The 26,257-nt window shown below is 71.9% G+C and carries 24 protein-coding genes; 18 read left to right on the top strand and 6 right to left on the bottom strand.

What is annotated here, in order from left to right; all coding sequences use genetic code 11:
• Nucleotides 1–144: 144 nt before the first annotated feature.
• From BLW82_RS31420 to BLW82_RS31440, 5 genes are all read left to right on the top strand, one after another.
• The gene (locus BLW82_RS31420) at nt 145–384 is read left to right on the top strand and encodes a hypothetical protein (protein ID WP_009309707.1); all 240 of its coding nucleotides are present in this window, start codon (nt 145–147) and stop codon (nt 382–384) included.
• A gap of 40 nt (nt 385–424) precedes the next feature.
• Complete coding sequence (locus tag BLW82_RS31425) at nt 425–1,768, top strand: NYN domain-containing protein (protein WP_093503979.1); 1,344 nt, start codon at nt 425–427, stop codon at nt 1,766–1,768.
• A 210-nt stretch (nt 1,769–1,978) separates the two neighbouring features.
• Nucleotides 1,979–3,013, top strand: a complete 1,035-nt coding sequence (locus BLW82_RS31430; RefSeq protein ID WP_093503981.1) for a C40 family peptidase — start codon at nt 1,979–1,981, stop codon at nt 3,011–3,013.
• Between the two features lie 263 nt (nt 3,014–3,276).
• Entirely contained in the window at nt 3,277–4,296 is a 1,020-nt protein-coding gene (locus tag BLW82_RS31435; RefSeq protein ID WP_177233134.1) for a C40 family peptidase, read from the top strand.
• A 66-nt stretch (nt 4,297–4,362) separates the two neighbouring features.
• Nucleotides 4,363–5,523 carry a hypothetical protein gene (locus BLW82_RS31440; RefSeq protein WP_093503986.1) on the top strand — a complete coding sequence of 387 codons (1,161 nt, stop codon included), beginning with the start codon at nt 4,363–4,365 and terminating at the stop codon, nt 5,521–5,523.
• A 15-nt stretch (nt 5,524–5,538) separates the two neighbouring features.
• Here the strand turns inward: BLW82_RS31440 and BLW82_RS31445 are convergent, their stop codons facing one another.
• Nucleotides 5,539–6,774 carry a glycosyltransferase family 87 protein gene (locus tag BLW82_RS31445; RefSeq protein ID WP_093503989.1) on the bottom strand — a complete coding sequence of 412 codons (1,236 nt, stop codon included), beginning with the start codon at nt 6,772–6,774 and terminating at the stop codon, nt 5,539–5,541.
• A 114-nt stretch (nt 6,775–6,888) separates the two neighbouring features.
• On the opposite strand from BLW82_RS31445, the gene BLW82_RS31450 reads away from it, so the two are divergent.
• Both BLW82_RS31450 and BLW82_RS31455 read left to right on the top strand, forming a co-directional pair.
• Entirely contained in the window at nt 6,889–8,031 is a 1,143-nt protein-coding gene (locus tag BLW82_RS31450) for a glycosyltransferase family 4 protein (protein WP_093503991.1), read from the top strand.
• Nucleotides 8,032–8,155: 124 nt separating this feature from the next.
• Nucleotides 8,156–9,739: a GMC oxidoreductase gene (locus BLW82_RS31455; protein ID WP_093503993.1), complete on the top strand. Its 1,584-nt coding sequence runs from the start codon at nt 8,156–8,158 to the stop codon at nt 9,737–9,739.
• A gap of 27 nt (nt 9,740–9,766) precedes the next feature.
• Here the strand turns inward: BLW82_RS31455 and BLW82_RS31460 are convergent, their stop codons facing one another.
• Complete coding sequence (locus BLW82_RS31460) at nt 9,767–11,563, bottom strand: AMP-dependent synthetase/ligase (RefSeq protein WP_093503995.1); 1,797 nt, start codon at nt 11,561–11,563, stop codon at nt 9,767–9,769.
• 315 nt (nt 11,564–11,878) lie between these two features.
• Here BLW82_RS31460 and BLW82_RS31465 point away from each other — a divergent pair, with 315 nt between their 5' ends.
• The 6 genes from BLW82_RS31465 (at nt 11,879) to BLW82_RS31490 (ending at nt 17,168) form a co-directional block, all read left to right on the top strand.
• A complete protein-coding gene (locus BLW82_RS31465; protein WP_093503997.1) occupies nt 11,879–12,676 on the top strand; it encodes a metallophosphoesterase family protein in 798 nt (265 codons plus the stop codon).
• A gap of 140 nt (nt 12,677–12,816) precedes the next feature.
• Nucleotides 12,817–13,260 (top strand): SRPBCC family protein, encoded by a 444-nt coding sequence (locus BLW82_RS31470; protein WP_093503999.1) that lies wholly within the window; start codon nt 12,817–12,819, stop codon nt 13,258–13,260.
• Nucleotides 13,261–13,430: 170 nt separating this feature from the next.
• The gene (locus BLW82_RS31475) at nt 13,431–14,585 is read left to right on the top strand and encodes an ArsA family ATPase (protein WP_093504001.1); all 1,155 of its coding nucleotides are present in this window, start codon (nt 13,431–13,433) and stop codon (nt 14,583–14,585) included.
• A gap of 63 nt (nt 14,586–14,648) precedes the next feature.
• Entirely contained in the window at nt 14,649–15,110 is a 462-nt protein-coding gene (locus BLW82_RS31480) for a DUF5304 domain-containing protein (RefSeq protein WP_093504003.1), read from the top strand.
• A 231-nt stretch (nt 15,111–15,341) separates the two neighbouring features.
• Nucleotides 15,342–16,295: an ROK family glucokinase gene (locus BLW82_RS31485; protein ID WP_093504006.1), complete on the top strand. Its 954-nt coding sequence runs from the start codon at nt 15,342–15,344 to the stop codon at nt 16,293–16,295.
• Between the two features lie 123 nt (nt 16,296–16,418).
• Nucleotides 16,419–17,168 carry an endonuclease/exonuclease/phosphatase family protein gene (locus BLW82_RS31490; RefSeq protein WP_093504008.1) on the top strand — a complete coding sequence of 250 codons (750 nt, stop codon included), beginning with the start codon at nt 16,419–16,421 and terminating at the stop codon, nt 17,166–17,168.
• A 13-nt stretch (nt 17,169–17,181) separates the two neighbouring features.
• Here the strand turns inward: BLW82_RS31490 and BLW82_RS31495 are convergent, their stop codons facing one another.
• Nucleotides 17,182–17,778, bottom strand: a complete 597-nt coding sequence (locus tag BLW82_RS31495; protein ID WP_093504010.1) for a hypothetical protein — start codon at nt 17,776–17,778, stop codon at nt 17,182–17,184.
• Entirely contained in the window at nt 17,771–18,550 is a 780-nt protein-coding gene (locus tag BLW82_RS31500) for an alpha/beta hydrolase (protein ID WP_093504012.1), read from the bottom strand. Before BLW82_RS31500 ends, BLW82_RS31495 begins: the two co-directional genes overlap by 8 nt.
• 191 nt (nt 18,551–18,741) lie before the next feature.
• On the opposite strand from BLW82_RS31500, the gene BLW82_RS31505 reads away from it, so the two are divergent.
• The 4 genes from BLW82_RS31505 to BLW82_RS31520 all read left to right on the top strand — a co-directional run bounded on the left by BLW82_RS31505 (nt 18,742) and on the right by BLW82_RS31520 (nt 22,574).
• Nucleotides 18,742–19,461 carry a lysophospholipid acyltransferase family protein gene (locus BLW82_RS31505; RefSeq protein WP_256216022.1) on the top strand — a complete coding sequence of 240 codons (720 nt, stop codon included), beginning with the start codon at nt 18,742–18,744 and terminating at the stop codon, nt 19,459–19,461.
• 64 nt (nt 19,462–19,525) lie between these two features.
• Nucleotides 19,526–20,740, top strand: a complete 1,215-nt coding sequence (gene macS / locus BLW82_RS31510) for a MacS family sensor histidine kinase (protein ID WP_093504017.1) — start codon at nt 19,526–19,528, stop codon at nt 20,738–20,740.
• Complete coding sequence (locus tag BLW82_RS31515; protein ID WP_093504019.1) at nt 20,737–21,399, top strand: response regulator; 663 nt, start codon at nt 20,737–20,739, stop codon at nt 21,397–21,399. The genes macS and BLW82_RS31515 overlap by 4 nt, the downstream gene beginning before the upstream one ends.
• A gap of 146 nt (nt 21,400–21,545) precedes the next feature.
• Nucleotides 21,546–22,574, top strand: a complete 1,029-nt coding sequence (locus BLW82_RS31520) for a 6-phosphofructokinase (RefSeq protein ID WP_093504021.1) — start codon at nt 21,546–21,548, stop codon at nt 22,572–22,574.
• A gap of 189 nt (nt 22,575–22,763) precedes the next feature.
• Here BLW82_RS31520 and BLW82_RS31525 read toward each other — a convergent pair whose 3' ends face one another.
• Both BLW82_RS31525 and BLW82_RS46370 read right to left on the bottom strand, forming a co-directional pair.
• Complete coding sequence (locus tag BLW82_RS31525; RefSeq protein ID WP_093504023.1) at nt 22,764–24,629, bottom strand: anthranilate synthase family protein; 1,866 nt, start codon at nt 24,627–24,629, stop codon at nt 22,764–22,766.
• 97 nt (nt 24,630–24,726) lie between these two features.
• Entirely contained in the window at nt 24,727–24,783 is a 57-nt protein-coding gene (locus BLW82_RS46370) for a trp operon leader peptide (RefSeq protein ID WP_071659820.1), read from the bottom strand.
• Between the two features lie 106 nt (nt 24,784–24,889).
• Between BLW82_RS46370 and BLW82_RS31535 the strand changes: the two genes are divergently transcribed.
• A complete protein-coding gene (locus BLW82_RS31535; protein ID WP_093504025.1) occupies nt 24,890–26,242 on the top strand; it encodes a class II 3-deoxy-7-phosphoheptulonate synthase in 1,353 nt (450 codons plus the stop codon).
• The last annotated feature ends 15 nt before the right edge of the window (nt 26,243–26,257 follow it).

A 26,257-nucleotide genomic window follows, 5' to 3' on the forward strand; every position in this document is an offset into this window, starting at 1 on the left:
GCATGGCGTAACCGGACGCACTGGTGCAGATCGCCTCGCCGCCGTGGACAGGGCGGCGTCGAGTACCCGCCAGGCCGTAGGGTTACGAGCCACACGCGTCGGGACGGCGCGTCACGGACACTAGAAGGAAGCGAACAAGCCACGATGACGGTTCCCCTGCCGACCGCCACGACGCGGTGGCGCTGCACCCTCTGCGGCAACCTCACGCGCTTCGACGTGACCCGCTCGTCGAAGGTGGTCGAGTACGTCCACCTCGACCTGGCCGGTGAGCCGAAGGTCGAGGAGCGCGAGGTGGTCAGTGAGACCATCGAGTCGGTGCGCTGCCGCTGGTGCAACGCGGTGGACCAGGTGGAACTCGTGGACAGGCCGGGCGCCGACTCCTGATGCCGGGAGCCGGCCCCGTACAGGTGATGGGGTGTGACGGATGGTGGAGACCACAGGCGGGGGGCCGGGCGACGGCACCGCCGAGGTGCTTGACCGTCCGTTGCCCGACGGCGTGCGACGGCGTGTCGTGCAGATCGTGTCGGACGGGTTCGGCGGCCTGACCCTCGCCGAACTGCCCGCACAGCTAAGGCAGTACGCCCGGTTCGCCCCGAATCGCCGGGCCAAGTTCGCGGGGAACGCCATGGCGGCCGCGCTGGAGACGGACACCCTCTTCCGGCAGCGGATCGGGGAGAAGCTGAGAGAGGCCCAGCCGGAACTGGCCGGCGCCCTGGACTCCGGCTCCCCGCCCCCGGCCGCGGACCCGCTCGACGTGGCGGCCGCGGCCTATGTGCTGCGCCCCGCGGGCTGGGTGAAGCTCGTGGCGGCGGCCGGCGAGGAGGCCCAGCGGGCGGACGCCGAGCGGGCCGACGAGGAGAGCCGGGCCGAACTGGAGCGGCTGCGCGAGGAGCTGGACCGGGCCCGGGAGCAGACCCGGTCCGAGACGGAGCGGCTGCGCGCCGAGCTGGACGCGGCCAAGAAGGAAGCGGAATCGCTTCACCGCAAGCTGCGGGCCGCCCTCAGTGACGTGAAGCGCGGCGAGGCGGCGCTGCGCAAGCTGCAGGCCGAGATGGAGGCCGGGCGGGCCGAGGGGCAGTCCCTGGTGTCCGCCGCGGAGAGCGAGAGCCGGCGGCTCAAGGCCCGGCTCGGCGAGGCCGAGGCGGCCCTGGAGGCCAGCCGGCGGGCCGCCCGTGAGGGGCGCAGCGTCGAGGACATGCGGCTGCGGCTGCTCCTCGACACCGTCCTCGACGCGGCCCAGGGGCTGCGCCGGGAGCTGGCGTTGCCACCGGTGTCGGTGCGGCCCGCCGAGACCGTGGACGCGGTCGAACCGGGACGAATGACCCCGAAGGACATCGCGGCGCGTGCCCTGTCCGAGCACGACCCCGCCATCCTCGACCAGCTGCTCGCCCTGCCCCAGGCGCACTTGGTCGTCGACGGCTACAACGTGACCAAGACCGGCTATCCGCAGATGCCCCTGGAGAAGCAGCGGCTGCGGTTGCTCGGCCAGCTCTCCCAGCTCGCCGCCCAGACCGGCGCCGAGGTCACCTGCGTCTTCGACGGCGCCGAACTGGTCGCGCCGGTGCTGCTCGCCCCGCCGCGCGGGGTCCGGGTCCTCTTCTCCAAGCCCGGTGTCACCGCGGACGAGTTGATCCGCCAGCTGGTGCGCGCCGAGCCGCCGGGCCGGCCGGTGATCGTCGCCTCGACCGACCGCGAGGTCGCCGACGGGGTCGCGAAGGCGGGCGCCCGTCCGGTCGCTTCTGCCATGCTTCTGAAGCGACTGTCCTGAAGGTGCAACCCGCATATGCAATGCCCGAATTGACCGAACCGTCACGCAACGTAGCGTCAATCGCGCATTACTGCTCGTGAGTTATGTGCAAAGAGTGCGTTGCGTGACCACTTTTTTGGCTGCTGGGTTTGAACTGATCACAGGTAGGTCACTAGGGTCGGGCCTCGAACCTCCACACGGGTGATCACTCAAACGAAGGAGCCCGTCTCCGTGGCGTCCCATCGTCGACCCAAGCAGCCGAGCCGTGCGCGCGTGACCGTGCTCACCACCGCAGCGGCCGCCGCCGTAGTCCTCAGCGCCAACGCCGCCAACGCGGCGCCCAGCGAGAAGCTGACCAAGGACGAGGTCAAGGCGAAGGTCGACAAGCTCTACGAGGAGGCCGAGCAGGCCACCGAGAAGCTGGACGGCGCCAAGGACAAGCAGCACAAGCTGCAGAAGGAGATATCCACGATCCAGGACAACGTGGCTCGTGGGCAGGAGGACCTCAACAAGCTGCGGGACAGCCTCGGTTCGCTGGCCACCGCGCAGTACCGCTCCGGCGGCATCGACCCGTCGGTCCAGCTCTTCCTCTCGTCCAACCCCGACGACTACCTCGACAAGGCGTCCACGCTCGACCAGTTGAGCGGCCAGCAGGTCGAGGCCCTGAAGAAGATCCAGGACAAACAGCGCGAACTCGCCCAGGAGCGGGCAGAGGCCTCGGACAAGCTCAAGGACCTCTCCGCCACCCGCACCGAGCTCGCCAAGCAGAAGTCGGCCGTGCAGGGCAAGCTCGCCGACGCGCAGAAGCTGCTCAACACGCTGACCGCCAAGGAGAAGGCCGCCCTCGACGCCGAGCAGGCCCAGGCCGCCAGCCGCGCCTCCTCCCGCGTGAACCTCGGCAACACGGGCTCCGCCTCCGGCCGGGCCGCCGCCGCCTTCTCCGCCGCCCAGTCCGTGATCGGCTCCCCGTACGTCTACGGCGCCTCCGGCCCGTCCTCCTTCGACTGCTCGGGCCTGACCTCCTGGGCCTACGCCCAGGCCGGCGTCACCATCCCGCGCACCTCCGAGGCGCAGGCCAACGCCGGCACCCGCATCTACAGCGAGAGCGACCTCAAGGTCGGCGACCTGGTCATCTTCTACGGCGACTACCACCACGTCGGCCTCTACGCCGGCAACGGCCAGGTACTGCACGCCCCGCACACCGGTGCCGTCGTCCGCTACGAGTCGATCGGTGACATGACCTTCGAGTTCGGCGTCCGGATCTGACCCCACCGGGTTACGGCGACACCCGTACGGCCGAAGATCAACTCGCCGAGACGCCCGAACGGGCGAATCGCGCCGACCGGAACTGACTCCACACCCCGCCGGTGACCTGCGTCAGCGGCGGGGCGTGGCGTTTGTGCGGCCGTGGAGGTCTTTGGCCGGGGTGTGCTCACGCGGCTACTGTCGGCGCGTTTCCTCCGGTGCCCGGGCATCCCCGTCCCCCGTGCCGGGGGAAGCGGTTCCCGTCCGCCAGCAGAAGGACCGCCGTGGGGTCTCATCGCCGTCTCGCACCGTCGTCCGGGTTCAACCGGGGCGCCGGTGCCGCAATCTGCGTGCTCTCGGCCGCGGCCGCCACGCTCGGTGCCGTACCGGCGAGCGCAGCCCCGCACGCCGACGCCCGTGCCGAGGTGGACCGGCTGTACCAGCAGGCCGAGGAGGCGACCCAGGCCTACGACAAGGCCGACGAGCGGGCCGGCGCGCTGCGCCGCGAGGTCAACGAGTCCCAGGACCGCATCGCCCGCCAGCAGCAGCGCATCAACACCATGCGGGAGGCGCTCGGTTCGCTCGCCGGTGCCCAGTACCGCTCCGGCGGCCTCGACCCCACCGTGGCCCTGCTGTTCTCCGACGACCCGCAGGACTACCTCGACCGGGCCTCCCTGCTCGACCGCGTCGACGCCTGCCAGGCCGGGCAGCTCAGGCGGCTCCGGACGGCGATGCGCGAACTCGCCCAGGAGCGCACCGAGGCCGCCGGGAACCTCGTCGAGCTGGAGAAGAGCCGCAAGGCCGTCGCCGCGCACAAGGCCGTCGTGGAGCGCAAGCTCGCCCAGGCCCGGCGGCTGCTCAACGCGATGCCCGCCGCCGACCTCGTCGCCTTCGAGCACGCCTCCCGCGGCGACGACCGCGCCGACCTGCCCGGCCTCTCCGGCGCCACCGTCCCCGACGCCCGCGCCGCCGCCGCGATCGCCGCCGCCCGCTCCGCCCTCGGCAAGCCCTACGTCTGGGGCGCCAACGGCCCCTCCGGGTTCGACTGCTCGGGCCTGATGCAGTGGTCCTACGCCCACGCCGGGATCCACCTCCCGCGCACCTCGCAGGAGCAGCGCTACGCCGGCCACCAGGTCCCGCTCTCCGAGGCGCAACCCGGTGACCTGGTCGTCTATCGCTCCGACGCCAGCCATGTGGGCATGTACGTCGGCAACGGCCAGGTCATCCACGCCCCCTACCCCGGCGCCCCGGTCCGCTACGACCCGGTAGGAATGATGCCGGTCTCCTCCGTCACCCGGCCCTGACTTCCGGGCTTCTGCCCTTACGATCGGAAAGTGGCTGGTCGTGGACGGGTGTGGCGCTCAGGAGCGGTGGGACTGTGTCTGCTGCTCCTGCCGCTGGCCGGATGCGGCGGCGGGCAGTCGCCGACCGGTACGGCGATGGCCGAGGTGCAGCAGGTCCTGGACCGCCGCTCGGCCGCGGTCCTCGGCCACGACGAGCAGGTGTACGCCGAGACCGGCGCCCGGAGTGCGTACGCCGACCTGCGCGCCGTACCGCTCGCGGAGTGGAGGTACCGGCTCACCGCCCTCCACCCCGACGCCTCCGGAGCCACCGCCGACGCACAGCTCAGCTACCGGATACAGGGGTACGACAAGGCACCGGTGACGACCGACCGGGCGCTGACCCTCAGCCGCACGGCCGACGGACAGTGGTATGTCACATACGACAAGCCCGCCAAGAAGTCCGGGCAGCAGCTCTGGGACCAGGGCAAGGTGACCGCCGTCAAGACCGCCCACGCCCTCGTCCTCGGCGTCGGCCAGTCCCCGGCCACGCTGCGCGACTACGCCCGGCTCGCCGACACCGCCGTCCCCGCGGTCTCCAAGGCCTGGGGCACGGACTGGACGCAGCGGGTGGTCCTGCTGGTACCCGGGTCGCTGAACGGCATGGCGGGCCTGCTGGGCGCCCCCGCCGCCAACTACAAGGGCATCGCCGCCGTCACCACCGGCGAGGCGGGAGGCTCCGGTCAGGCACCCGCCGACCGGGTCATCCTCAACCCGGAGGCGTACGCGATCCTCGGCACGGTCGGCCGGCAGGTCGTCCTCACCCACGAGACGACCCACGTGGCCACCCGCGCCCACACCACGGCCGCCACCCCGCTCTGGCTCTCCGAGGGCTACGCCGACTGGATCGGCTACCTCGGCACCAGCCGCACGCCCACCGAGGCGGCCCCCGAACTCGCCCGCGCCGTCGAGGCCGGGGACACCCCCGGAGACCTCCCCGCCGACCAGGACTTCGGCTTCACCGACGACCCCACCAAACTGGCCCAGGCCTACGAGGGCGGCTGGCTGGCCTGCCGGATGATCGCCGCCCACTGGGGCGAGGACAAGCTCGGCGCCTTCTACCGCGCCGTCGGCGCCCACACGTCACGCACGGGCGCCGTGGAGGACGCCCTGAAGACGCGACTCGGCACGACTCTCCCGGCCTTCACCGCCCGCTGGCGCGACTACGTGCGGGCTCAGCTGGGCGACTGAGCCGCGCAGCCGGGTTCAGGAGGAGACCGCGGTCCCCTTCGCCCGGGCCGCCGAGGACGGGAAGGGGGCGGCGGTGTCCCCGGTCACCGTGGAGTGCCACAGGGCGCGGGCCGCCGTGACCGTGGCCGCCACCAGCAGGCCGTTGCGCAGGAGGAGCAGGGTGATGCCGGACCAGTCGCTGACCACGACGTGCGAGAAGCCGACCGGGAACTCCAGGACGGTCACGAAGGCCGCCGAAAGGAGCAGGACGGCCGGCAGGGTCATCCGGCCGGCGCGGAAGCAGAGGCAGACGGCGGCCAGGCCCACCAGCCACACCATGTACTGAGGGCTGATCACCCGGCTGGTGACCGTGAACAGGAGGACGGCGGTGAAGGCCGCGTCCGCCGGCGTGTGGGAGCGGAAGCGGACCGCGGACAGCCGCCACAGCAGCAGCCAGCCGAAGGCGAGCACGGTGAGCAGCAGCGCCGCCGTGCTCACCGCCTTCACGTGCGGGCCGAGGAATTCGATCGAGCCGTAGTTGAGCAGCACCTCGCCGTGCCAGCCGAAGTGCCGGGCGATGTGGAGGACCAGCGCGCCGAGGGACTCCACCTCGGTGCCCCGGTCCCGCTGGAAGGTCAGGAACGAGAACGCGCCCGGCATGGCCACCGCGAACAGGGTGCCGATCGCGCCCGCCGTGACGACCGCCGCCCCCCAGGCCCGCCGCCGTACGGCTCCCACGAGGAGCAGCGCCGGCCACACCTTGACCATCGCGCCGAAGCCGACGAGGGCGCCCATGATCCGGGGATGCCGGGCCCCGGCGAGCAGCGCGGCGACGGCGACGGCGGTGACCATCAGGTCGTAGCGGGCGTAGACGGTGGGGCCGAGCAGCGGGACGCCCAGCACCCAGACCCAGGCGCCGCGCAGGGTGCGGCCGGGGCGCGGGCCGGCGCGGAGGAGGAGGGCGAGGACCACCAGGTCGGCGAGACAGGCCAGGACGAAGAAGGCGGTCGGGTAGTCCAGGAAGGGGAGGAGGCCGGGGGAGAGGATCGCCAGGGCGGCGGCGGGCGGGTACTGCCAGGTGACGTCGTCCAGGGGAAACGTTCCGTGCCGCAGGACCTCGTACCAGCCCTGGTAGATCACGGAGACGTCGCTGGTGACGTCCGCGCCGGGGAAGACGAACACCTTCAGGACGAACAGCAGCAGCACCAGCCGGGTGGCACCCCACGTGACCAGCAACAACGCCAGGGCACGCCGCACGCCCGTCCTGTCCACCTGAGCCCCTGTCCGTCGGCATCGCCGTGTCGAGTGGGCCACATGATCTCCCGGCGTCCTGTGCGGGGGCCATGAAGCGCGGCCGCACGCCCTGTGCGGGTAGGGTCGGCGCCGATGAACAAGACCCTCGTCGTGACCAATGACTTCCCGCCCCGGCCGGGCGGTATCCAGGCGTTCCTGCACAACGTGGTCCTGCGTCTGGACCCCGAGCGGGTCGTGGTCTACGCGTCCACCTGGAAGCGGGGCCGGGAGGGCGCCGAGGCCACCGCCGCGTTCGACGCGGAGCAGCCGTTCACCGTCGTGCGCGACCGTACGACGATGCTGCTGCCGACGCCCCGGGCGACCCGGACGGCGGTCGGGCTGCTGCGGGAGCACGGGTGTACGTCGGTGTGGTTCGGGGCGGCCGCACCGCTGGGGCTGATGGCGCCGGCGCTGCGGAAGGCCGGGGCGCGGCGGCTGGTCGCCACGACCCACGGGCACGAGGCGGGCTGGGCCCAGCTGCCGGCCGCCCGGCAGCTGCTCGGGCGGATCGGGGACGCGACCGACACGATCACCTACCTCGGTGAGTACACGCGGTCCCGGATCGCGGCCGCGCTCGGTGCGGAGGCGGCCGGGCGGATGGTGCAGCTGCCGCCGGGGGTGGACGAGAAGACCTTCCATCCCGGCTCGGGGGGTGCCGAGGTGCGGGAGGGGCTGGGGCTGAGCGGCCGGCCGGTGGTCGTGTGCGTGTCGCGGCTGGTGCCGCGCAAGGGGCAGGACACCCTGATCCTCGCGATGCCGCTGATCCTGGCCGCCCAGCCGGACGCGGTGCTGCTGATCGTGGGCGGCGGGCCGTACGGGAAGGAGCTGCGGCGCCTCGCGAGGGAGACCGGCGTCGAGGCCTCCGTGCGCTTCACGGGCGCCGTGCCGTGGGCGGAGCTGCCCGCGCACTACGGCGCCGGAGACGTGTTCGCCATGCCGTGCAGGACCCGCCGGGGCGGGCTGGACGTGGAGGGGCTCGGGATCGTGTACCTGGAGGCCTCGGCGACAGGCCTGCCGGTGGTGGCGGGGGATTCGGGCGGGGCGCCGGACGCGGTCCTCGACGGGGAGACCGGGTGGGTCGTGCGGGGCGGATCCCCGGAGGAGGCCGCCGAGCGCATCGTGGCGCTCCTGGGGGACGCCGAACTGCGGCAGCGGATGGGGGAGCGCGGGCGGCGGTGGGTCGAGGAGCGGTGGCGGTGGGATCTTCTCGCGGAGCGGCTGAAGGAGTTGCTGTAGCGGGCCGGGCCGCGTTGTCACCAACTCTGTCGCAGCTCTAGGCGGAACCGGAAAATCCGCACATGCTGCGCGCATGACAGCAAAACTGATGCAGCGTCAGCTGACGAGACGTCACATACTGGGCATGATCGCCCTCCAGACCGCCGCGGCGGCCGGTATCACCCGGGTCGGGCTCCAGTCGGCGCAGGCCGCCGAGGAAGCGGCCGACGTCGACAACGCGCCCGCGATCGTGGTCGGTTCGGGCTACGGCGGGGCCGTGGCCGCGCTCCGGCTCGGGCAGGCCGGCGTCCGGACCCTCATGATCGAGATGGGGCAGCTGTGGAACACGGCCGGCTCCGACGGCAAGATCTTCTGCTCCACCGCCGCCCCGGACAAGCGGTCCATGTGGTTCAAGACCCGCACCGAGGCCCCGCTCGCCACCTTCCTCTGGCTGGACGTCGTCAACAAGGACATCGACTCCTACGCGGGAGTCCTCGACCGGGTGCACTTCGACACCATGTCCGTCTACGTGGGGCGCGGTGTCGGCGGCGGGTCGCTGGTCAACGGGGGGATGGCGGTCACCCCGCTCCAGTCGTACTTCTCCGAGCAGTTCCCGACCGTGGACGCGGCCGCGATGTACGGCACGTACTTCCCGCGCGCCCGCACCATGCTGGGCGTCAACACCGTCGACGCCGGCTGGTTCGAGTCGACCGAGTGGTACCAGTTCACCCGGACGTCCAGGAAGGCCGCCGCGAACACCGGGCTCAAGACCACCTTCGTCCCCAACGTCTACGACTTCGGGTACATGCAGCAGGAGGCCGCCGGCGCCGCCACCAGGTCCGCGCTCGCCCAGGAGGTCATCTACGGCAACAACCACGGCAAGAAGAGCCTCGACAAGACCTACCTGGCCGCCGCCCTCGGCACCGGCAACCTCACCATCCACACCCTGGAGAAGGTGAAGGCCGTCACCAGGGCGAGCGACGGGTCGTACGTGCTGAGCGTGGACCGGATCGACACGAGCGGGAACGTCGTCGAGAGCAAGCGGTACAGCTGTACCTACCTGTTCCTGGGGGGCGGCAGCCTCGGGACCACCGAACTGCTCGTGCGGGCCCGGGACACCGGGGCACTGCCCGCGCTCAACTCCAGTGTGGGGGCGGGCTGGAGCACCAACGGCAACACCATGGTGGGGCGCGCCAACCACATCTGGGACACCACCGGCGCCAACCAGGCGACCATGCCGGTCATGGGCATCGACGACTGGGCCAACACCGCCAACCCGGTCTTCGCGGAGATCGCCCCGCTGCCCATCGGGTTCGAGACCTGGGTGAGCCTGTACCTGGCGATCACCAAGAACCCGCAACGGGCGTCCTTCACCTACGACCCCGCGAGGGACGGGGTGAAGCTGGGCTGGACCGCGGCCCAGAGCGCGGTCTCGGTCGCCATGGCGAAGAAGCTGTTCGACCGGATCAACCTGGCCAACGCCACGATCTACCGGTACGACCTGTTCGGCTCGACCGGCAAGGTGTTCGCGGACGACTTCTGCTACCACCCGCTGGGCGGCTGCGTCCTGGGGCAGGCGACCGACAACTACGGCCGGGTGAAGGGGTACGCGAAGCTGTACGTCACGGACGGCTCGCTGGTGCCGGGGAACATCGGTGTGAACCCGTTCGTCACCATCACCGCGCTCGCCGAGCGGACGATGGAACGGGTTCTCGCCGAGGACTTCTGAGCAACCCCCGCAACCCCAAGTGGCCCGCTACTTCTGGTAGATGGCCTCGATCTCGTCCGCGTAGTCCTTCGCCACCACGTTGCGCTTGAGCTTCAGGGACGGCGTCAGGTGGCCCGACTCCTCCGAGAACTGGGAGGACAGAATGCGGAACTTCCGCACCGATTCCGCCTTCGACACCGCGGCGTTGCCGTCGTCGACGGCGTCCTGGATCGCAGCGATCAGATCCGGGTCGTCGCGCAGCGACGCCGCGGTGGAGCCCGCCGGCTTGCCGTGGTCGGCCGCCCAGCGGCCCAGGAACTCGTCGTCGACGGTGATCAGCGCGCCCACGAAGGGCCGCCCGTCGCCCACCACCATGCACTCCGCGACCAGCGCGTGGGCGCGGATCCGGTCCTCGATCACGGCCGGGGCGACGTTCTTGCCGCCGGCGGTGACGATGATCTCCTTCTTGCGGCCGGTGATCCTGAGGTAGCCGTCCTCGTCCAGGGTGCCGATGTCGCCGGTGTGGAACCAGCCGTCGGCCAGCGCCTCGGCGGTCGCGCCCGGGTTGTTCCAGTACTCCTTGAACAGGTGCTCGCCGTGCAGCAGCACCTCGCCGTCGTCCCCGATGCGGATCACCGAACCGGGCAGCGGCTGCCCGACCGTGCCGATCTTGGTCCGGTCCCAGGGGTTGAACGCGGTCGCCGCGCAGGACTCGGTCAGGCCGTAGCCCTCCAGGACCGTAAAGCCGATACCGCGGAAGAAGTGGCCGAGCCGCTCGCCGAGCGGGGCGCCGCCCGAGATCGCGTACTCGCCCCGGCCGCCGAGCACCGCGCGCAGCTTGCTGTAGACGAGCTTGTCGAAGGTCTTGTGCTTGATCTTCAGGCCGAGCGCCGGGCCGGACGGCGTGTCCAGCGCCTTGCTGTACGCGATGGCGGTGTCCGCGGCCTTGTCGAAGATCTTGCCCTTGCCGTCCGCCTGCGCTTTGGCGCGCGCCGAGTTGTAGACCTTCTCGAAGACACGCGGGACGCCGAGGATCAGCGTCGGCCGGAAGGCGGCCAGCTCGTCGGTGAGGTTCTTGATGTCCGGGACGCAGCCCAGCTTGATCGGCGCCATCATCGGGGCGATCTGGACGAGGCGGCCGAAGACGTGCGCGAGCGGGAGGAAGAGGAGGACGGAACACTCGCCGGTGCGGAACAGGGGGCGCAGCCGCTCCACGATGTTGCCGCACTCCGCGAAGAAGGCGCGGTGGGTGAGGACGCAGCCCTTGGGGCGGCCGGTCGTACCGCTCGTGTAGACGATCGTCGCCGGGTCGTCCGCCCTCGCCTGCGAGCTGCGCTCGTCGACCGTGGCGTCGGTGACGCCCTGGCCGAGTCTGCCGAGTTCCTCCAGGGCGCCGGCCTCGATCTGCCAGACCTGCTTGAGGGCGGGCAGCGTCTCGCGCACCGACTCGACGGCGGCCGTGTGGACGTCCAGTTCGACGATGCAGGCGGTCGCGCCGGAGTCGCTGAGGATCCACTGCACCTGCTCCGGGGAGCTGGTCTCGTACACCGGCACGGTGACCGCGCCGGCGCTCCAGATCGCGAAGTCGAGGAGCGTCCACTCGTAGCGGGTGCGGGACATCAGGCCGACCCGGTCGCCCGGCTGGATGCCGGAGGCGATGAGGCCCTTGGCCGCCGCGTGCACCTCGGCGAGGAAGGCGGTGGCGGTCACGTCCTGCCAGACACCGCCGACCTTGCGGGCCATCACGGCTGCGTCCGGATGCTGCGCGGCGTTTCTGCGGACGATGTCGGTCAGATTGCCGTCCGCGGGGACCTCGTACAAAGCCGGAAGGCTGAACTCGCGCAAGACTGCTGCTCCTCATAGGGCGCCGACGCCACGACGTTGTGCGATGCGACGGTGCGGTCCAAGGCTCGGGCAGGTGCTCAGGGTTCGCCACGGGCTGGAAGATCCGGCGGTTGAATTCCTGAGCACGACTGGACTGCCCGGACGTTACCCGCCGGTATGGCTTCTTCGACAGGGGGGTCCGGCGAGATGTTCGGTGCGTCACACAGGTTGGTGTTCCTCCGCGTACGGTAGTCCACGGCTTTAGTGACTGACCAGTAACCGCGAGCCCGGCCATCGCCTGTTCACGTTTGCCGCACAGGCCTACCCTTGATCACCATGGCAGCCACACCCTCCGGCACCCGCAGGACCCGCGTCCACGTGGTCAGTGACGTGCACGGCAACGCCCGTGACCTGGCCAGGGCTGGCGACGGCGCGGACGCCCTGATCTGTCTCGGCGACCTGGTCCTCTTCCTCGACTACGCCGACCACTCCCGCGGCATCTTCCCCGACCTGTTCGGCGTCGAGAACGCCGACCGTCTCGTCGAACTCCGCACCGCCCGCCGCTTCGAGGAGGCCCGGGAACTCGGCGCCCGGCTGTGGGGCGGGATCGGCATGGACCGGGCGACGGCGATCGAGAAGGCGGTACGCAAGCAGTACGCCGAGATGTTCGCGGCGTTCCCGGCACCGACGTACGCGACGTACGGCAATGTCGACATGCCGCCGCTGTGGCGGGAGTACGCCGGTCCGGGCACGACGGTCCTCGACGGCGAGCGGGTGGAGATCGGCGGGTGGGTCTTCGGCTTCGTCGGCGGCGGCCTGCGCACCCCGATGCGCACCCCCTACGAGATCTCCGACGAGGAGTACGCGGCGAAGATCGAGGCGCTCGGCGAGGTCGACGTCCTCTGCACGCACATCCCGCCGGAGGTGCCGGAGCTGGTGTACGACACGGTCGCGCGCCGTTTCGAACGGGGCAGCCGGGCGCTGCTGGACGCCATCCGCCGCACCCGGCCCCGGTATTCGCTCTTCGGGCATGTCCATCAGCCACTGGTGAAGCGGATGCGGATCGGGGCCACCGAGTGCGTGAACGTCGGGCACTTCGCCGGTACCGGCAGGCCCTGGGCGCTGGAATGGTGACGACCCCGGACAGGGGGTGAAGTCGGCTGGTCGGACGCGCGGTAGCCTTCACGCGGCATGTGTGTGCGCACGCCCGCGCACGCCGCCCCCTTTACCGGTCCCACCGGTCCCACCGGCCCGCATCTGGAGGAGCCACGGCGATGGCGGAACACACCAGCTCGAACATCACGATCGAGGCGGCCCCGGCCGACGTCATGGCGGTCATCGCCGACTTCGGCCGTTACCCGGACTGGACCGGCGAAGTGAAGGAGGCGGAGGTCCTGAAGACCGACGCCCAGGGCCGTGCCGAGCAGGTCCGCCTGGTCATGGACGCCGGTGCGATCAAGGACGACCAGGTCCTCGGGTACACCTGGACCGGCGACAACGAGGTCTCGTGGACGCTCGTGAAGTCCCAGATGCTCCGCTCCCTGGACGGCTCCTACCTGCTGAAGCCGGCGGGTGCGGGTTCGACGGAGGTCACGTACTCGCTGACCGTCGACGTCAAGATCCCGATGCTCGGGATGATCAAGCGCAAGGCGGAGAAGGTCATCATCGACCGGGCGCTGGCGGGCCTGAAGAAGAGGGTCGAGTCGGGGGAGAAGTGAGGCAGGGACGCCTCGCGGGGTACGCGTAGGACGCCGGGTGCGGGTCGTCGGCGGTCGCTCGCGCAGTTCCCCGCACCCTGACGGGACGCTGCCGTCGCGTCAGCCACCGTGACACCCCCTGCGCCCGCTGTAGCGAGGGCTCACCTGGACGTCCGTTACGGTTCACCCTCATGCGCACCATCCTGATCACCGGGCCCGGCGGCAGCGGCCGTACGACCGTCGCCGCGGCCACCGCCCTGCGCGCCGCGGCCGAGGGCACCCCGACCCTCGTCCTGAGCGCCGACCGCACGGACACCCTCGGCGCCGCCCTGGGCACGGCGACAGGACCGGAGCCCACCCGCGTCACCCCCACCCTCACCGCCTGGCGCCCCGACGCCGCCGGCCGCTTCCGCGAGGACCTCGCCGCCTTCCAGAGCCGCGCCGCGAACGTCCTCGACCTGCTCGGCGCATCCCGTCTGGACGCCGAGGAGCTCACCCCCCTGCCCGGTGCCGAGGAACTCTCCTTCCTCCGCGCCCTGCGCGACGCTGCCCTCTCCGAGCGTTACGAACTGCTCGTCGTCGACCTTCCCCCCGCCCCGCAGGCGCTCGCCCTCCTCTCCCTCCCCGAGGAGCTCCGCCGCTACCTGCGCCGCCTGCTCCCGCCCGAACGGCAGGCGGCCCGCGCCCTGCGCCCCGTCCTCGGCCGTCTCGCCGGCGTGCCCATGCCCGCCGACTGGCTCTACGAGACCGCGGCCCGCTGGGACACCGAGCTGGCCGCCGTGGAGGCCGTCCTCGCCGACCGCGACACCGCCGTGCGCCTGGTCGCCGAACCCGGCCCGGCCGGTGCCGACGCCGTCCGCACCGCCCGTCTGGGCCTCGCCCTGCGCGGCCTGCCCGCCACGGCCCTGGTCGCCAACCGCGTGCTGCCCGACGCCACCCCGCTGCACGACCTCGTCGCCCAGCAGCGCAAGGCCCTCGCGGAGTGGGGGGACGCGTACGACGTCACCGCGGTCGCCCACCTCGGGCACGACCCGCGCGGCACCGACGACCTCGCCGCGCTCGCCGTGCCCGGTGTCAACACCGTGCCCGCCCCGGTCGGGTGGCCGGTCGCCGACCGGATCGAGGCGGACGGCGTCCTCGTCTGGCACATCCCGCTGCCCGGCGCGATACGGGACGACCTCGACCTCGTCCGGCGCGGCGACGAGGTCGTGATCACCGTGAGCGGCTTCCGCCGGATCGTCGCCCTCCCGTCGGCCCTGCGCCGCTGCACCGTCGCCGGGGCCGCCCTGCGCGACGGGGAGCTGCGCCTGCGGTTCACGCCGGACCCGGAGCTGTGGCCGCGCTGACGGTGAAACCGGTACGCCCGTTCGGGTAACGTCGTAGAGACGAACCGTAGGCAGGAGTCCGTCATGAGCGAAGAGCGCCCCGCAGCCGACGCCTCCGAGGCCGCGGACGAGGTACGGGCGACGGACGACGACGCCTGGGCCACCGCCTGCGCCGAGGACCTGGAGGCGGAGAAGGCCCGCCGCCGTGTCCAGTACGGCCCGCCCCCCGGGTCGGCCGCCGAGGAACTGCGCAAGCTCGTCGACGCCGTCGCCGACAAGCTCTCCGGCATCCAGACCCCACTGCTCGGCGCGGTCGCCGGACCCGCCGCCCAGCAGGTGGTCCGGCAGGTCGTCCAGCAGGCGAAGAACGCCGTCGAGCCCGTCATAGAGCGCAACCCGGACGTCTTCGACCACCTGGCCGCGGCGGGCAGCGAACTCCTCGCCGCCTACCGGTCCGCGGTCCAGGCCCAGGAGACCCGCTGGACCGCCGACCGCCACGACAAGGGCGAGGACGACGGCCCGGGCGAACGCATCGATCTCGACTGACAGCCCCTGAGGGCCCTGCCCTCGGCTTCCCGGCTGCCGGGCGGTGCCCACACCGCGTCGACCCTGTCCTCCGCCTCGCGGCTGCGCGCTCCCGCACGCTCGAACGAAAACTCGCGAGGGGCACCCCCATCGCCGCCGCCCGGCCCGCCCTCCGGGCGGACGACGGGAACCCGACGGCAGGGCCTCGGGTACGGTTGGCCGTAGCGGGGCTCGACCGAAACTGAGGGATTCATGGGACTCACCATCGGCGTCGACATCGGCGGCACGAAGATCGCGGCCGGCGTGGTCGATGAGGAAGGCAACATCCTCTCGACCCACAAGGTGCCGACCCCGGGCACGCCCGAGGGCATCGTGGACGCCATTGCTTCCGCCGTAGAGGGCGCCCGCGCCGGGCACGAGATCGTCGGCGTGGGCATCGGAGCCGCCGGTTACGTGAACCGGCAGCGCTCCACGGTCTACTTCGCACCCAACATCGACTGGCGCCAGGAGCCGTTGAAGGACGAGGTCGAGGCCCGCGTCGGCCTCCCCGTGGTGGTGGAGAACGACGCCAACGCCGCCGCCTGGGGCGAGTACAAGTTCGGTGCCGGCAAGGGCCACCGCAACGTCATCTGCATCACCCTCGGCACCGGCCTCGGCGGCGGCATCATCATCGGCAACAAGCTGCGCCGCGGGCACTTCGGCGTCGCCGCCGAGTTCGGGCACATCCGGATGGTCCCGGACGGGCTGCTGTGCGGCTGCGGCTCGCAGGGCTGCTGGGAGCAGTACGCCTCCGGCCGCGCGCTGGTCAGGTACGCCAAGCAGCGCGCCAACGCCACCCCCGAGAACGCCGAGGTCCTCCTCGCGCTCGGCGACGGCACCCCCGAGGGCATCGAGGGCAAGCACATCTCCGTGGCCGCCCGCCAGGGCGACCCGGTCGCCGTCGACTCCTACCGCGAGCTCGCCCGCTGGGCCGGCGCCGGCCTCGCCGACCTGGCCTCCCTCTTCGACCCCTCCGCGTTCATCGTCGGCGGCGGCCTCTCGGACGAGGGCGAACTGGTCCTCGACCCGATCCGCAAGTCCTACAAGCGCTGGCTGGTGGGCGGCAACTGGCGCCCGGTCGCCGAGGTCATCGCGGCCCAGCTGGGCAACGAGGCCGGCCTGGTCGGCGCGGCCGACCTGGCCCGGGAGCCCGACCCGATCATGTAAACGCCGTCCACCCAGGGGCGCGGGGAACCGCGCGACCGGCCGTCAGGCGCCGGCCGTCGCGCACGCACCTCGCGCCCCACCCGCCGGGCGCACGGCTCCCGCACCCGGCGTACATTGATCCACATGGCGTCGCTCCCCAAGTCCCAGACAGAGCCCGACGGTTCCGCGGTCGTCCGCGTCCTGAGCTACAACATCCGCTCCATGCGGGACGACACCGACGCCCTGGCTCGCGTCATCAAGGCCTGCGCCCCCGACCTGGTCCTGGTCCAGGAGGCCCCCCGCTTCTTCCGGTGGCGCAAGAAGCTCGCCCGCCTGGCCTCCGCCGCCGAGCTCGTGATCCTCACCGGGGGCGGTACCGCGGCCGGTCCGGCGATCCTCTGCGACCTCCGCGCCACCGTCGAGCGCACCGAGGACGTCCTCCTCCCCCTCACCCCCGGCCTGCACCGCCGCGGCCTCGCGACCGCCGTCGTCCGCATCGGCGGCGCCCGCCTCGGCGTCACCAGCTTCCACCTCAGCCTCCAGCAGGACGAGCGCTACGAGCAGGGCGGCATGCTCCTCGACCGGGTCGCCGGCCTGGGCGTGGAGCACGCCATCGCCGGTGGCGACCTCAACGACCGCCCGGACGGCCGCACCTTCCGCCGCCTGGCCGACGCCTACCAGGACTGCCGTACCGCGGCGCCCTGGGGCGGCGAGTTCACCTCGGACTCCAGCGCCCCGCACCAGCGCATCGACGCGATCTTCGCGACCAAGGGCATCGAGGTGCTCGGCTGCGGCGTCCCCGAGCACCTGCCCGGTGTGACCGGCGCAGACCTGAGGGCGGCCACGGACCACCTTCCGGTCCTGGCCGCCCTCAGAGTTCCGGCAGCGTCCTAGCGGGCGCGACGCCTCAGACCACGGCGCCCCGGCCCGGGTCCCCCTCGTCCTCGTCGTCCGTCTTCATACGGGTCACCAGCGTGACGAACCCGCCGAGGAAGCCGCCGATGCCCAGCGTCGCCAGCCACCAGGTCATGTCCCAGCCCAGCAGCACCGCGAGCAGCAGCAGGATCGGCCCGCCCACCACGCCCAGCCACGCGAACTTGGCCGTGGCGTCGGCCTCCGGCAGCGGCGGCGGCTCGGGCGGCACGAAGTGCCCCTCGTCGCCCTCGTCGAAGTCGTCCTCGGAGGGTTCCGGCGCCGTGTAGTCACGCGGGCCGCCCACCCCGGGCGCGAAGGAGACCGAGCTGCCCAGCGGCTGCGCCGGCCGCTGCTCCCCGGCCGCCCCGGCCCCCGTCCCGGCGGGCTCGGCCTCCGCCTCGGTCTCGTCCTCGTCGTCCATCGCGGGCAGCGCGAGGTCCTTCACCGGCTTGAAGGGCGCCGTGCCCGGCGGGTCCGGCGGCTCGTCGCCGTACCCCGCAACGATCGCGGCCCAGGCGGCCTCCTCGTCGAAGGGCACCCCCGTCTCGTCCGGCTCGCGGTCCTCGCGGCCGGAGTCGTGCTCAGCCAACTGCGGCCGTCCCTTCCTTGCCGACACTGGGTGCGAGCCGGCCGATGAAGGCGAGGCTCTCCTCGAAGATCCGGTCCGCGTCATGGTCCAACGTCGCGACGTGGTAACTCTGTTCCAGCACGACCTCCGTTACGTCCGTGGAGGACACCCGGCTCAGGATGCGGGCGGAATCCACCGCCGGAACCACATGGTCCTCGGCGCTGCGCAGGAGCAGCAGCGGCTGGGTCACCTGCGGCAGCTCCTTGTCCACCTGGCGGAAGAAGTTCCGCAGCGAGTGCGCGCTGTGCAGCGGCACCCGGTCGTACCCCACCTCGGCGGCGCCCGGCTTGGCGATGTCGCTGGCGATGCCCCTCGTCGTGCGCACGAGATGCCGGGCCACCGGAAGGGCGTACGCCGACAGGCCGTGCACCTTGTTCGCCGGGTTGACGATCACCACGCCGTTCACACCCGTACCGTTCCGCGCGGCCAGCCGCAGGGCCAGCGCGCCGCCCATGGACAGGCCCGCCAGGAACACCTGGGAGCAGCGCTCGCGCAGCAGCCGCAGCTCGCGGTCCACCTCCGCGTACCAGTCCTGCCAGCCGGTGACCGCCATGTCCTCCCAGCGGGTGCCGTGCCCGGGCAGCAGGGGCAGGGAGACGGTCAGGCCGTGTGCCGCATGGTGTTCCGCCCAGTGGCGCAGCGACTGCGGCGAGCCGGTGAAACCGTGGCAGAGGAGGACGCCGGCCTCCCCGCCGTCGTGGCGGTACGGCTCGGCTCCGGGGAGAACCGGCACCTTCGGTCTCCAATTCATTTCGAGTTCGTTCGAGAGGGGCGGAACTGCGGGAGCCGTGGACGACGACTCCAGTTGTGCTTCACCGTACGCGACGGCACTGACACCGACCAGGGTCGTCGGGCCCATTCCCGGCGCTCCGGGTTAAGGTCTGATCGACGGAAACAGGAGGCACTCGGTTGTTGTACGGCGCGATGAAGGTCGCTATCGGGGGACCGCTGAAGGTCACCTTCAGGCCCTGGGTGGAGGGTCTGGAGAACGTCCCGGCCGAGGGCCCGGCGATCCTGGCCAGTAACCACCTGTCCTTCTCGGACTCGTTCTTCCTGCCCGCGGTGCTGGACCGCAAGGTCACCTTCATCGCGAAGGCCGAGTACTTCACCACGCCCGGGCTGAAGGGCCGGCTCACGGCCGCCTTCTTCAAGGGCGTCGGCCAGCTCCCCGTCGACCGCTCCGGCGCGCGCGGCGCCGGCGAGGCCGCGGTGCAGAGCGGCATAGACGTGCTGGAGCGCGGCGAGCTGTTCGGCATCTACCCGGAGGGCACCCGCTCGCCGGACGGCCGCCTCTACCGGGGCAAGCCCGGCGGCCTCGCGCGCGTGGCGCTCGCCACCGGCGCCCCGGTCCTCCCGGTCGCCATGATCGACACCGAGAAGATCCAGCCGCCGGGGCAGGTGATGCCCAAGCTGATGCGGCCGGGCATCCGGATCGGCAAGCCGCTGGACTTCAGCCGCTACCAGGGCATGGAACACGACCGGTTCGTGCTGCGCGCGGTGACCGACGAGGTCATGTACGAGATCATGAAACTCTCCGGCCAGGAGTACGTGGACATCTACGCGACGGCCGCCAAGCGGCAGATCGCGGAGGCCGCCAAGGCCGAGAAGGACGCGGCGAAGGCCGAGAAGAAGGCCGAGTCCTAGACCGGAGGCAGGGGGCCGGCGGCCGGGGGGACCGGCGGCCGGGAGGGCAGGGGGACTGGGGGACATGAGCAAGCGGGAACGCGTCATACGGATGTCGGTCGAGCAGCCGCTGTGGCGCGCCCTCACCGGCTACCGCGTACTGACCCTGCTGTACGCCGTCGGCCTGTTCGCCTCCGCCTACGACGACTACGACCGCGCGGGCGTGGCCCTCGCCTACTACGCCGTCCTGACCGTCTGGACCCTGGCGACCCTGCCCCGCGTGCAGAACGCGGCGGCCTGCACCAAGCGCTTCCTCGCCGTCGACCTCGCCATCGCGCTCACCGGCATCGTGCTGACCCCCTGGGTGGTCACCCAGGGCCACATCGACCGCGGCGGGCCGACCCTGCCGTCGATCTGGACCGCCGGTTCGGTCCTCGCCTACGCCCTCAAGGGCGGCTGGCGCTGGGCCGCGTTCGCCTCCACGCCGGTCGCCGCCGCCAACCTGATCGAGCGTGGCCACCCGGCCCGCGACACCGTCCACAACGTGATCCTGGTCTGGGTCGCCTCCATCGCCATCGGCTACGTCGTCGAGGTCGCCCGCGCCTCCGAGCGCACCCTCGCCCGCGCCCTGGAGATCGAGGCGACGACCCGGGAACGGGAGCGGCTCGCCCGGGACATCCACGACGGCGTGCTCCAGGTGCTCGCCATGGTGCAGCGCCGCGGCGCGGTCCTCGGCGGCGAGGCGGCCGAACTCGGGCGGCTCGCCGGGGAGCAGGAGGTGGCCCTGCGGACGCTGGTCTCCGGCGGCCTGGTGCCCCCCTCGCGGCTCTCCGAGGACGAGGCCGAGGGCGCCGTCGTACGCCTGGTCGAGGAACCGGACGGCGGCGGCCCCGTCGACCTGCGCACGCTGCTCGCGCGGTACGCCGGATCCCGGGTCAGCCTGGCCGAGCCCGGCGCGCCGGTGGAGCTGCCGCCGGGCGCCGCACGCGAGTTGGCCGCCGCGGTCGGTGCCGCCCTGGACAATGTGCGCAGGCATGCGGGCGAGGCGGCGCGGGCCTGGATCCTGGTCGAGGACGAGCCCGGCGAGGTCGTGGTGACCGTACGGGACGACGGTCCCGGCATCCCGGAAGGGCGGCTGGCCCAGGCCGAGGGGGAGGGGCGGCTCGGGGTGGCCCAGTCGATCCGCGGGCGGCTGCGCGACCTGGGCGGCAGCGCCGAGCTGTGCTCGACCCCCGGGCAGGGCACGGAAGTAGAGCTGAAGGTACCGAAGGTCTCCCCGGGGAAGGCGGAGCGGCGATGAGCATCAAGGTCATGGTGGTCGACGACCACCCCATGTGGCGGGACGCGGTCGCCCGGGACCTGACCGAGTCCGGTTTCGAGGTGGTCGCCACCGCCGGGGACGGCGAACAGGCGGTGCGCCGCGCCAAGGCCGCCGCGCCCGACGTCCTCGTCCTGGACCTCAACCTGCCGGCCAAGCCGGGCGTCCAGGTCTGCAAGGAACTCGTCGGCCACAACCCGGCGTTGCGGGTCCTGGTGCTCTCCGCGAGTGGCGAGCACGCCGACGTCCTGGAGGCGGTGAAGTCCGGCGCGACGGGCTACCTGCTCAAGTCGGCCTCGACGGAGGAACTCCTCGACGCGGTCCGCCGTACCGCGGTCGGCGACCCGGTGTTCACACCCGGCCTCGCCGGACTGGTCCTCGGCGAGTACCGCCGGCTGGCCTCCGAGCCCGCCCCGGAAGCGGACCCCGACCGGCCCGACGCGCCCCGGCTCACCGACCGGGAGACCGAGGTGCTGCGGCTGGTCGCCAAGGGCCTGAGCTACAAGCAGATCGCCGAGCGCCTGGTCATCTCCCACCGCACCGTCCAGAACCACGTCCAGAACACCCTGGGCAAGCTGCAGCTGCACAACAGGGTGGAGCTGGTGCGGTACGCGATAGAGGCGGGGCTCGACGACGACTGAGACGACTGATCTGATCTGATCTTCGGGCGGCGCGTAAACCAACCGCCCGACAATTCACCGGAATTGCCCTTCCGCGCCCATCCCTGTGTGAGCTGGATCACCATTAGCGTGAGTCCCACAGGCAACCGCGGCGAAGGGACATTTCCATGCGGGTCGGAGTACTGACCGGAGGCGGCGACTGCCCCGGGCTCAACGCGGTCATCCGGGGCATCGTCCGCAAGGGCGTGCAGGAGTACGGCTACGACTTCGTCGGCTTCCGGGACGGCTGGCGCGGGCCCCTCGAAGGCGACACCGTCCGCCTCGACATCCCCGCCGTACGCGGCATCCTGCCCCGCGGCGGCACCATCCTCGGCTCCTCGCGGACCAATCCGCTCAAGCAGGAGAACGGCATCCGCCGGATCAAGGACAACCTCGCCAAGCTGGAGGTCGACGCGCTGATCGCGATCGGCGGCGAGGACACCCTCGGCGTCGCCGCCCGTCTCACCGACGAGTACGGCGTGCCCGTCGTCGGCGTGCCGAAGACCATCGACAACGACCTGTCCGCCACCGACTACACCTTCGGCTTCGACACCGCGGTCGGCATCGCCACCGAGGCCATCGACCGGCTGCACACCACCGCCGAGTCCCACATGCGGGTCCTGGTCTGCGAGGTGATGGGCCGGCACGCCGGCTGGATCGCCATCCACTCCGGTCTCGCCGGCGGCGCCAACGTCATCCTCATTCCGGAACAGCGCTTCGACGTGGACCAGGTGTGCGCCTGGGTCACGTCCCGCTTCAAGGCCTCGTACGCCCCGATCGTGGTCGTCGCCGAGGGCGCCATGCCCAAGGACGGCGAGATGGTCCTCAAGGACGGCACGCTGGACTCCTTCGGGCACGTCCGGCTCTCCGGGGTCGGCGAGTGGCTGGCCAAGGAGATCGAGAAGCGCACCGGCAAGGAGGCCCGGACCACCGTCCTCGGGCACATCCAGCGCGGCGGCACGCCCAGCGCCTTCGACCGCTGGCTGGCCACCCGCTTCGGCCTGCACGCCGTCGAGGCCGTCCGCGACGGCGACTTCGGCAAGATGGTCGCGCTGCGCGGCACCGACGTCGTCCGGGTCCCGATCGCCGAGGCCACGGCCAAGCTGAAGACCGTCGACCTGAAGCTGTACGAGGAGGTCGGGGTGTTCTTCGGCTGACGGCCGCAGACCTCCTCTGCCCGGCCCGCGCGCCGTCACGGTCACCGTGACGGCGCGCAGACGCGTCCGGCACCAGGCCGAGCTTCGACGCAACCGCTGCGGCGGGACACCCAGAGGGCGCGGGGCCGTATTCGAGGTGCGGCTCCGACGCGTGGGCGCGACGAGCCCCCACGCACCCGCGCCCGGGGCTCAAGCCCGAACGGTTCCGGTACCGCGCAACTGCGCCACCAGCTCCCGCACGATCGCCGCCCCGTTCAGCGTGAGCACCGACTCGGGATGGAACTGCACCCCGGCGAAGCCAGGTCCCCGCACCGCGTGCACCTCGCCGTTGTCCGCACGGCTCACCTCGATGCCGTGCGCGGCCAGTTCCCGCGCCGCCTCGTCGTCGCAGCGGGCCACGAAGCTGTTGTAGAAGCCGACCGTCTCCGGCCGCCCGAACAGGTCCACCGTGGTCTGCGCCCCCTGGTGGGGGACCTCCTTGCGGACGATCTCCAGCCCCAGCTCCGCCGCGATCAGCTCGTGCCCGAGGCAGACGCCCAGCACCCCGTGCCGGTGCTCCCGGATCACGGCCGCCGCCAGCTCCCGCAGGAACCGCATCTTCGGATCGTCCAGGTCGGACGGGTCACCGGGCCCCGGGCCCAGCACCAGCGGGCCCTGGTGCGCGAGCGCCGCCGCCCGCAGGCCCGGCTCGTCGTAGCGCCGCACGGTGACGTCGAGCCCGCCCGCCCGCAGCACGTGCGCGAGCATCGCCGTGAACGTGTCCTCGCCGTCCACCACGAGCGCGTGCCCGGCCAGCTCGCCGGTCCGCTCCTGCATCCGCAGCCAGAACGGCGCCAGGGAGGCCCGCCGCCCGTCCAGCGCGGCCCGCACCCGGGGGTCGTCGGCGAGCCGGGAGCGCGCCGCCTCGGCACGCGGCCGGGACGGCCGTACCCCGAGCGCCGCCAGCACCCCCGCCGCCTTCGCGTGCGTCTCCGCGACCTCGCTCACCGGGTCCGAGCCGCGGACCAGGGTGGCGCCGACGGGGACCCGCAGCCGGCCGTCCGCGCCGATGTCCGCGGTGCGGATCAGGATGGGGGAGTCGAGGGTCTGCGCACCGCCGGAGTCACGCCCCAGCAGGGCCAGGGCCCCCGCGTAGTAGCCGCGGCCGCCCACCTCGTGCCGCTCGATCACCCGGCAGGCGTTCTGCACCGGCGACCCCGTGACGGTCGCCGCGAACATGGTCTCCCTGAGGACCTCCCGCACGTCCAGCGAGGACCGGCCGCGCAGCTCGTACTCGGTGTGCGCGAGGTGCGCCATCTCCTTCAGCCGCGGTCCGACGACCACACCGCCCATGTCGCCCACCGTGCACATCATCTTGAGCTCCTCGTCGACGACCATCGACAGCTCCTCGATCTCCTTGCCGTCGGCGAGGAAATCGAGCAGGTGCTCGGGGGTGGGGCCCTCGGCGGGATAGCGGTACGTGCCGCTGATCGGGTTCATGACCACCGTGCCGCCGGACATCCGCACGTGCACCTCGGGGCTCGCGCCGACCAGTGTCCGGTCCCCGGTGTGCACGACGAACGTCCAGTACGCGCCGCGCTCGCCCTCCAGGAGCCGCCGGAACAGGGCCAGCGCGTCGGCGCGGCCGAACCCCGGGATCTCACCCTCGTACGTCCGCCGGATCACGAAGTTCGCGCCCTCGCCCCGGCCGATCTCCTCGCGCAGCACCCGGCCGACGATCTCGGCGTACGCGTCGTCGTCGACGTCGAAGGCGCCGGAGCCGACCCGGACGTCGTGGGAGGGGAGGGTGGCGAGGGCCTCGTCGAGTGGAATGTGACATACCACTGTCGGGGTCAGCACCAGCAGCGGCGTCCCGTCGTCCCGCACGTCGAACCCCCTTTCCCGGATCTGCCGGTACGGGATCAGGGCCAGCCCCTCCTCGGGCAGGTCGGCGAGGCGGTCACGGGCGGTGACCGGGCCCAGCAGGAGTTCCACCGTGCTCTCGTCGTGGCCGGGGGTGCGGCGGCGGAGCAGGGCGAAGGGGCGGTCGTCGTGGAGCAACTGGGTCAGGTCCATGGTTCCTCTGCCTGGGGGCTGGTGAGGGAGGAACGACCCCGGGAACGCCGAAGGCCGCCCCTCCGGGCGGCCTTCGCGAAGTCTTGCGTACGCGCAGTCAGTGGGCCGCCGGAGAAGCGGTCCACCACCAGTTCTGGGTCGAATGCGCGAACATGCCGAAAACCTTACCCCACCGTGCTCCCTGTCCACAGGATAATCCCGACGTCTCACCAGTCGAGCCGGAGGAAAATATGGCGACACGACCCCGTAATGTTTACGAGGTGACCGTGAACGCTAAGACCAGCCTCGGTGCTGGCAACACCTGGCGAAACCTGCCCGCGGCGCAGCAGCCCGAGTACCCCGACCCCGAGGCTCTGCGCACAGTCGTCGCGGAGCTGGAGTCGTATCCGCCCCTCGTCTTCGCGGGCGAGTGCGACCAGCTGCGCACCCGGATGGCGGCCGTCGCCAAGGGTGAGGCGTTCCTCCTCCAGGGCGGCGACTGCGCCGAGGCCTTCGACGCGGTGTCCGCCGACCACATCCGCAACAAGCTCAAGACCCTGCTCCAGATGGGTGCCGTACTGACGTACGCCGCGTCGGTGCCCGTGGTGAAGGTCGGGCGGATCGCCGGCCAGTACAGCAAGCCGCGCTCCAAGCCCACCGAGACCCGCGACGGCGTGACGCTGCCGACCTACCGCGGCGACTCCGTCAACGGCTTCGACTTCGACGAGGCCTCGCGGATCCCGGATCCCGAGCGGCTCAAGCGGATGTACAACGCCTCCGCCTCGACGCTGAACCTGGTGCGCGCCTTCACCACCGGCGGCTACGCGGACCTGCGCCAGGTGCACGCCTGGAACCAGGACTTCGTGAGGTCCTCCCCGTCCGGCCAGCGCTACGAGCAGCTCGCCCGCGAGATCGACAACGCGCTGAACTTCATGCGGGCCTGCGGCGCGGAGCCCGAGGAGTTCAAGACGGTCGAGTTCTTCTCCTCGCACGAGGCGCTGCTGCTGGACTACGAGTCCGCCCTGACCAGGGTCGACTCGCGGACCGGCAAGCTGTACGACGTCTCCGCGCACATGGTGTGGATCGGTGAGCGGACCCGGCAGATGGACGGGGCGCACATCGAGTTCGCGTCGAGGATCCGCAACCCGATCGGCCTCAAGCTCGGCCCGACGACGACCGCCGAGGACGCGCTGCGGTACATCGACCGTCTCGACCCGGACCGTGAGCCGGGCCGGCTGACCTTCGTCGTCCGGATGGGCGCGGACAAGGTCCGCGACAAGCTCCCCGAGCTGGTCGAGAAGGTCACCGCCTCGGGCGCGACCGTGGCCTGGGTGACCGACCCGATGCACGGCAACACCTTCGAGGCGGCCTCGGGCCACAAGACCCGCCGCTTCGACGACGTGCTCGACGAGGTCAAGGGCTTCTTCGAGGTCCACAAGTCCCTCGGCACCCACCCCGGCGGCATCCATGTCGAGCTCACCGGTGACGACGTCACCGAGTGCGTGGGCGGCGGCGACGAGATCTTCGTCGACGACCTGCACCAGCGCTACGAGACGGCCTGCGACCCGCGGCTGAACCGCAGCCAGTCCCTGGACCTGGCGTTCCTCGTCGCGGAGATGTACCGCGACCAGTAGGGCGGCCTCATGGGG

Source organism: Streptomyces sp. Ag109_O5-10, from assembly GCF_900105755.1.
Lineage (GTDB): Bacteria > Actinomycetota > Actinomycetes > Streptomycetales > Streptomycetaceae > Streptomyces.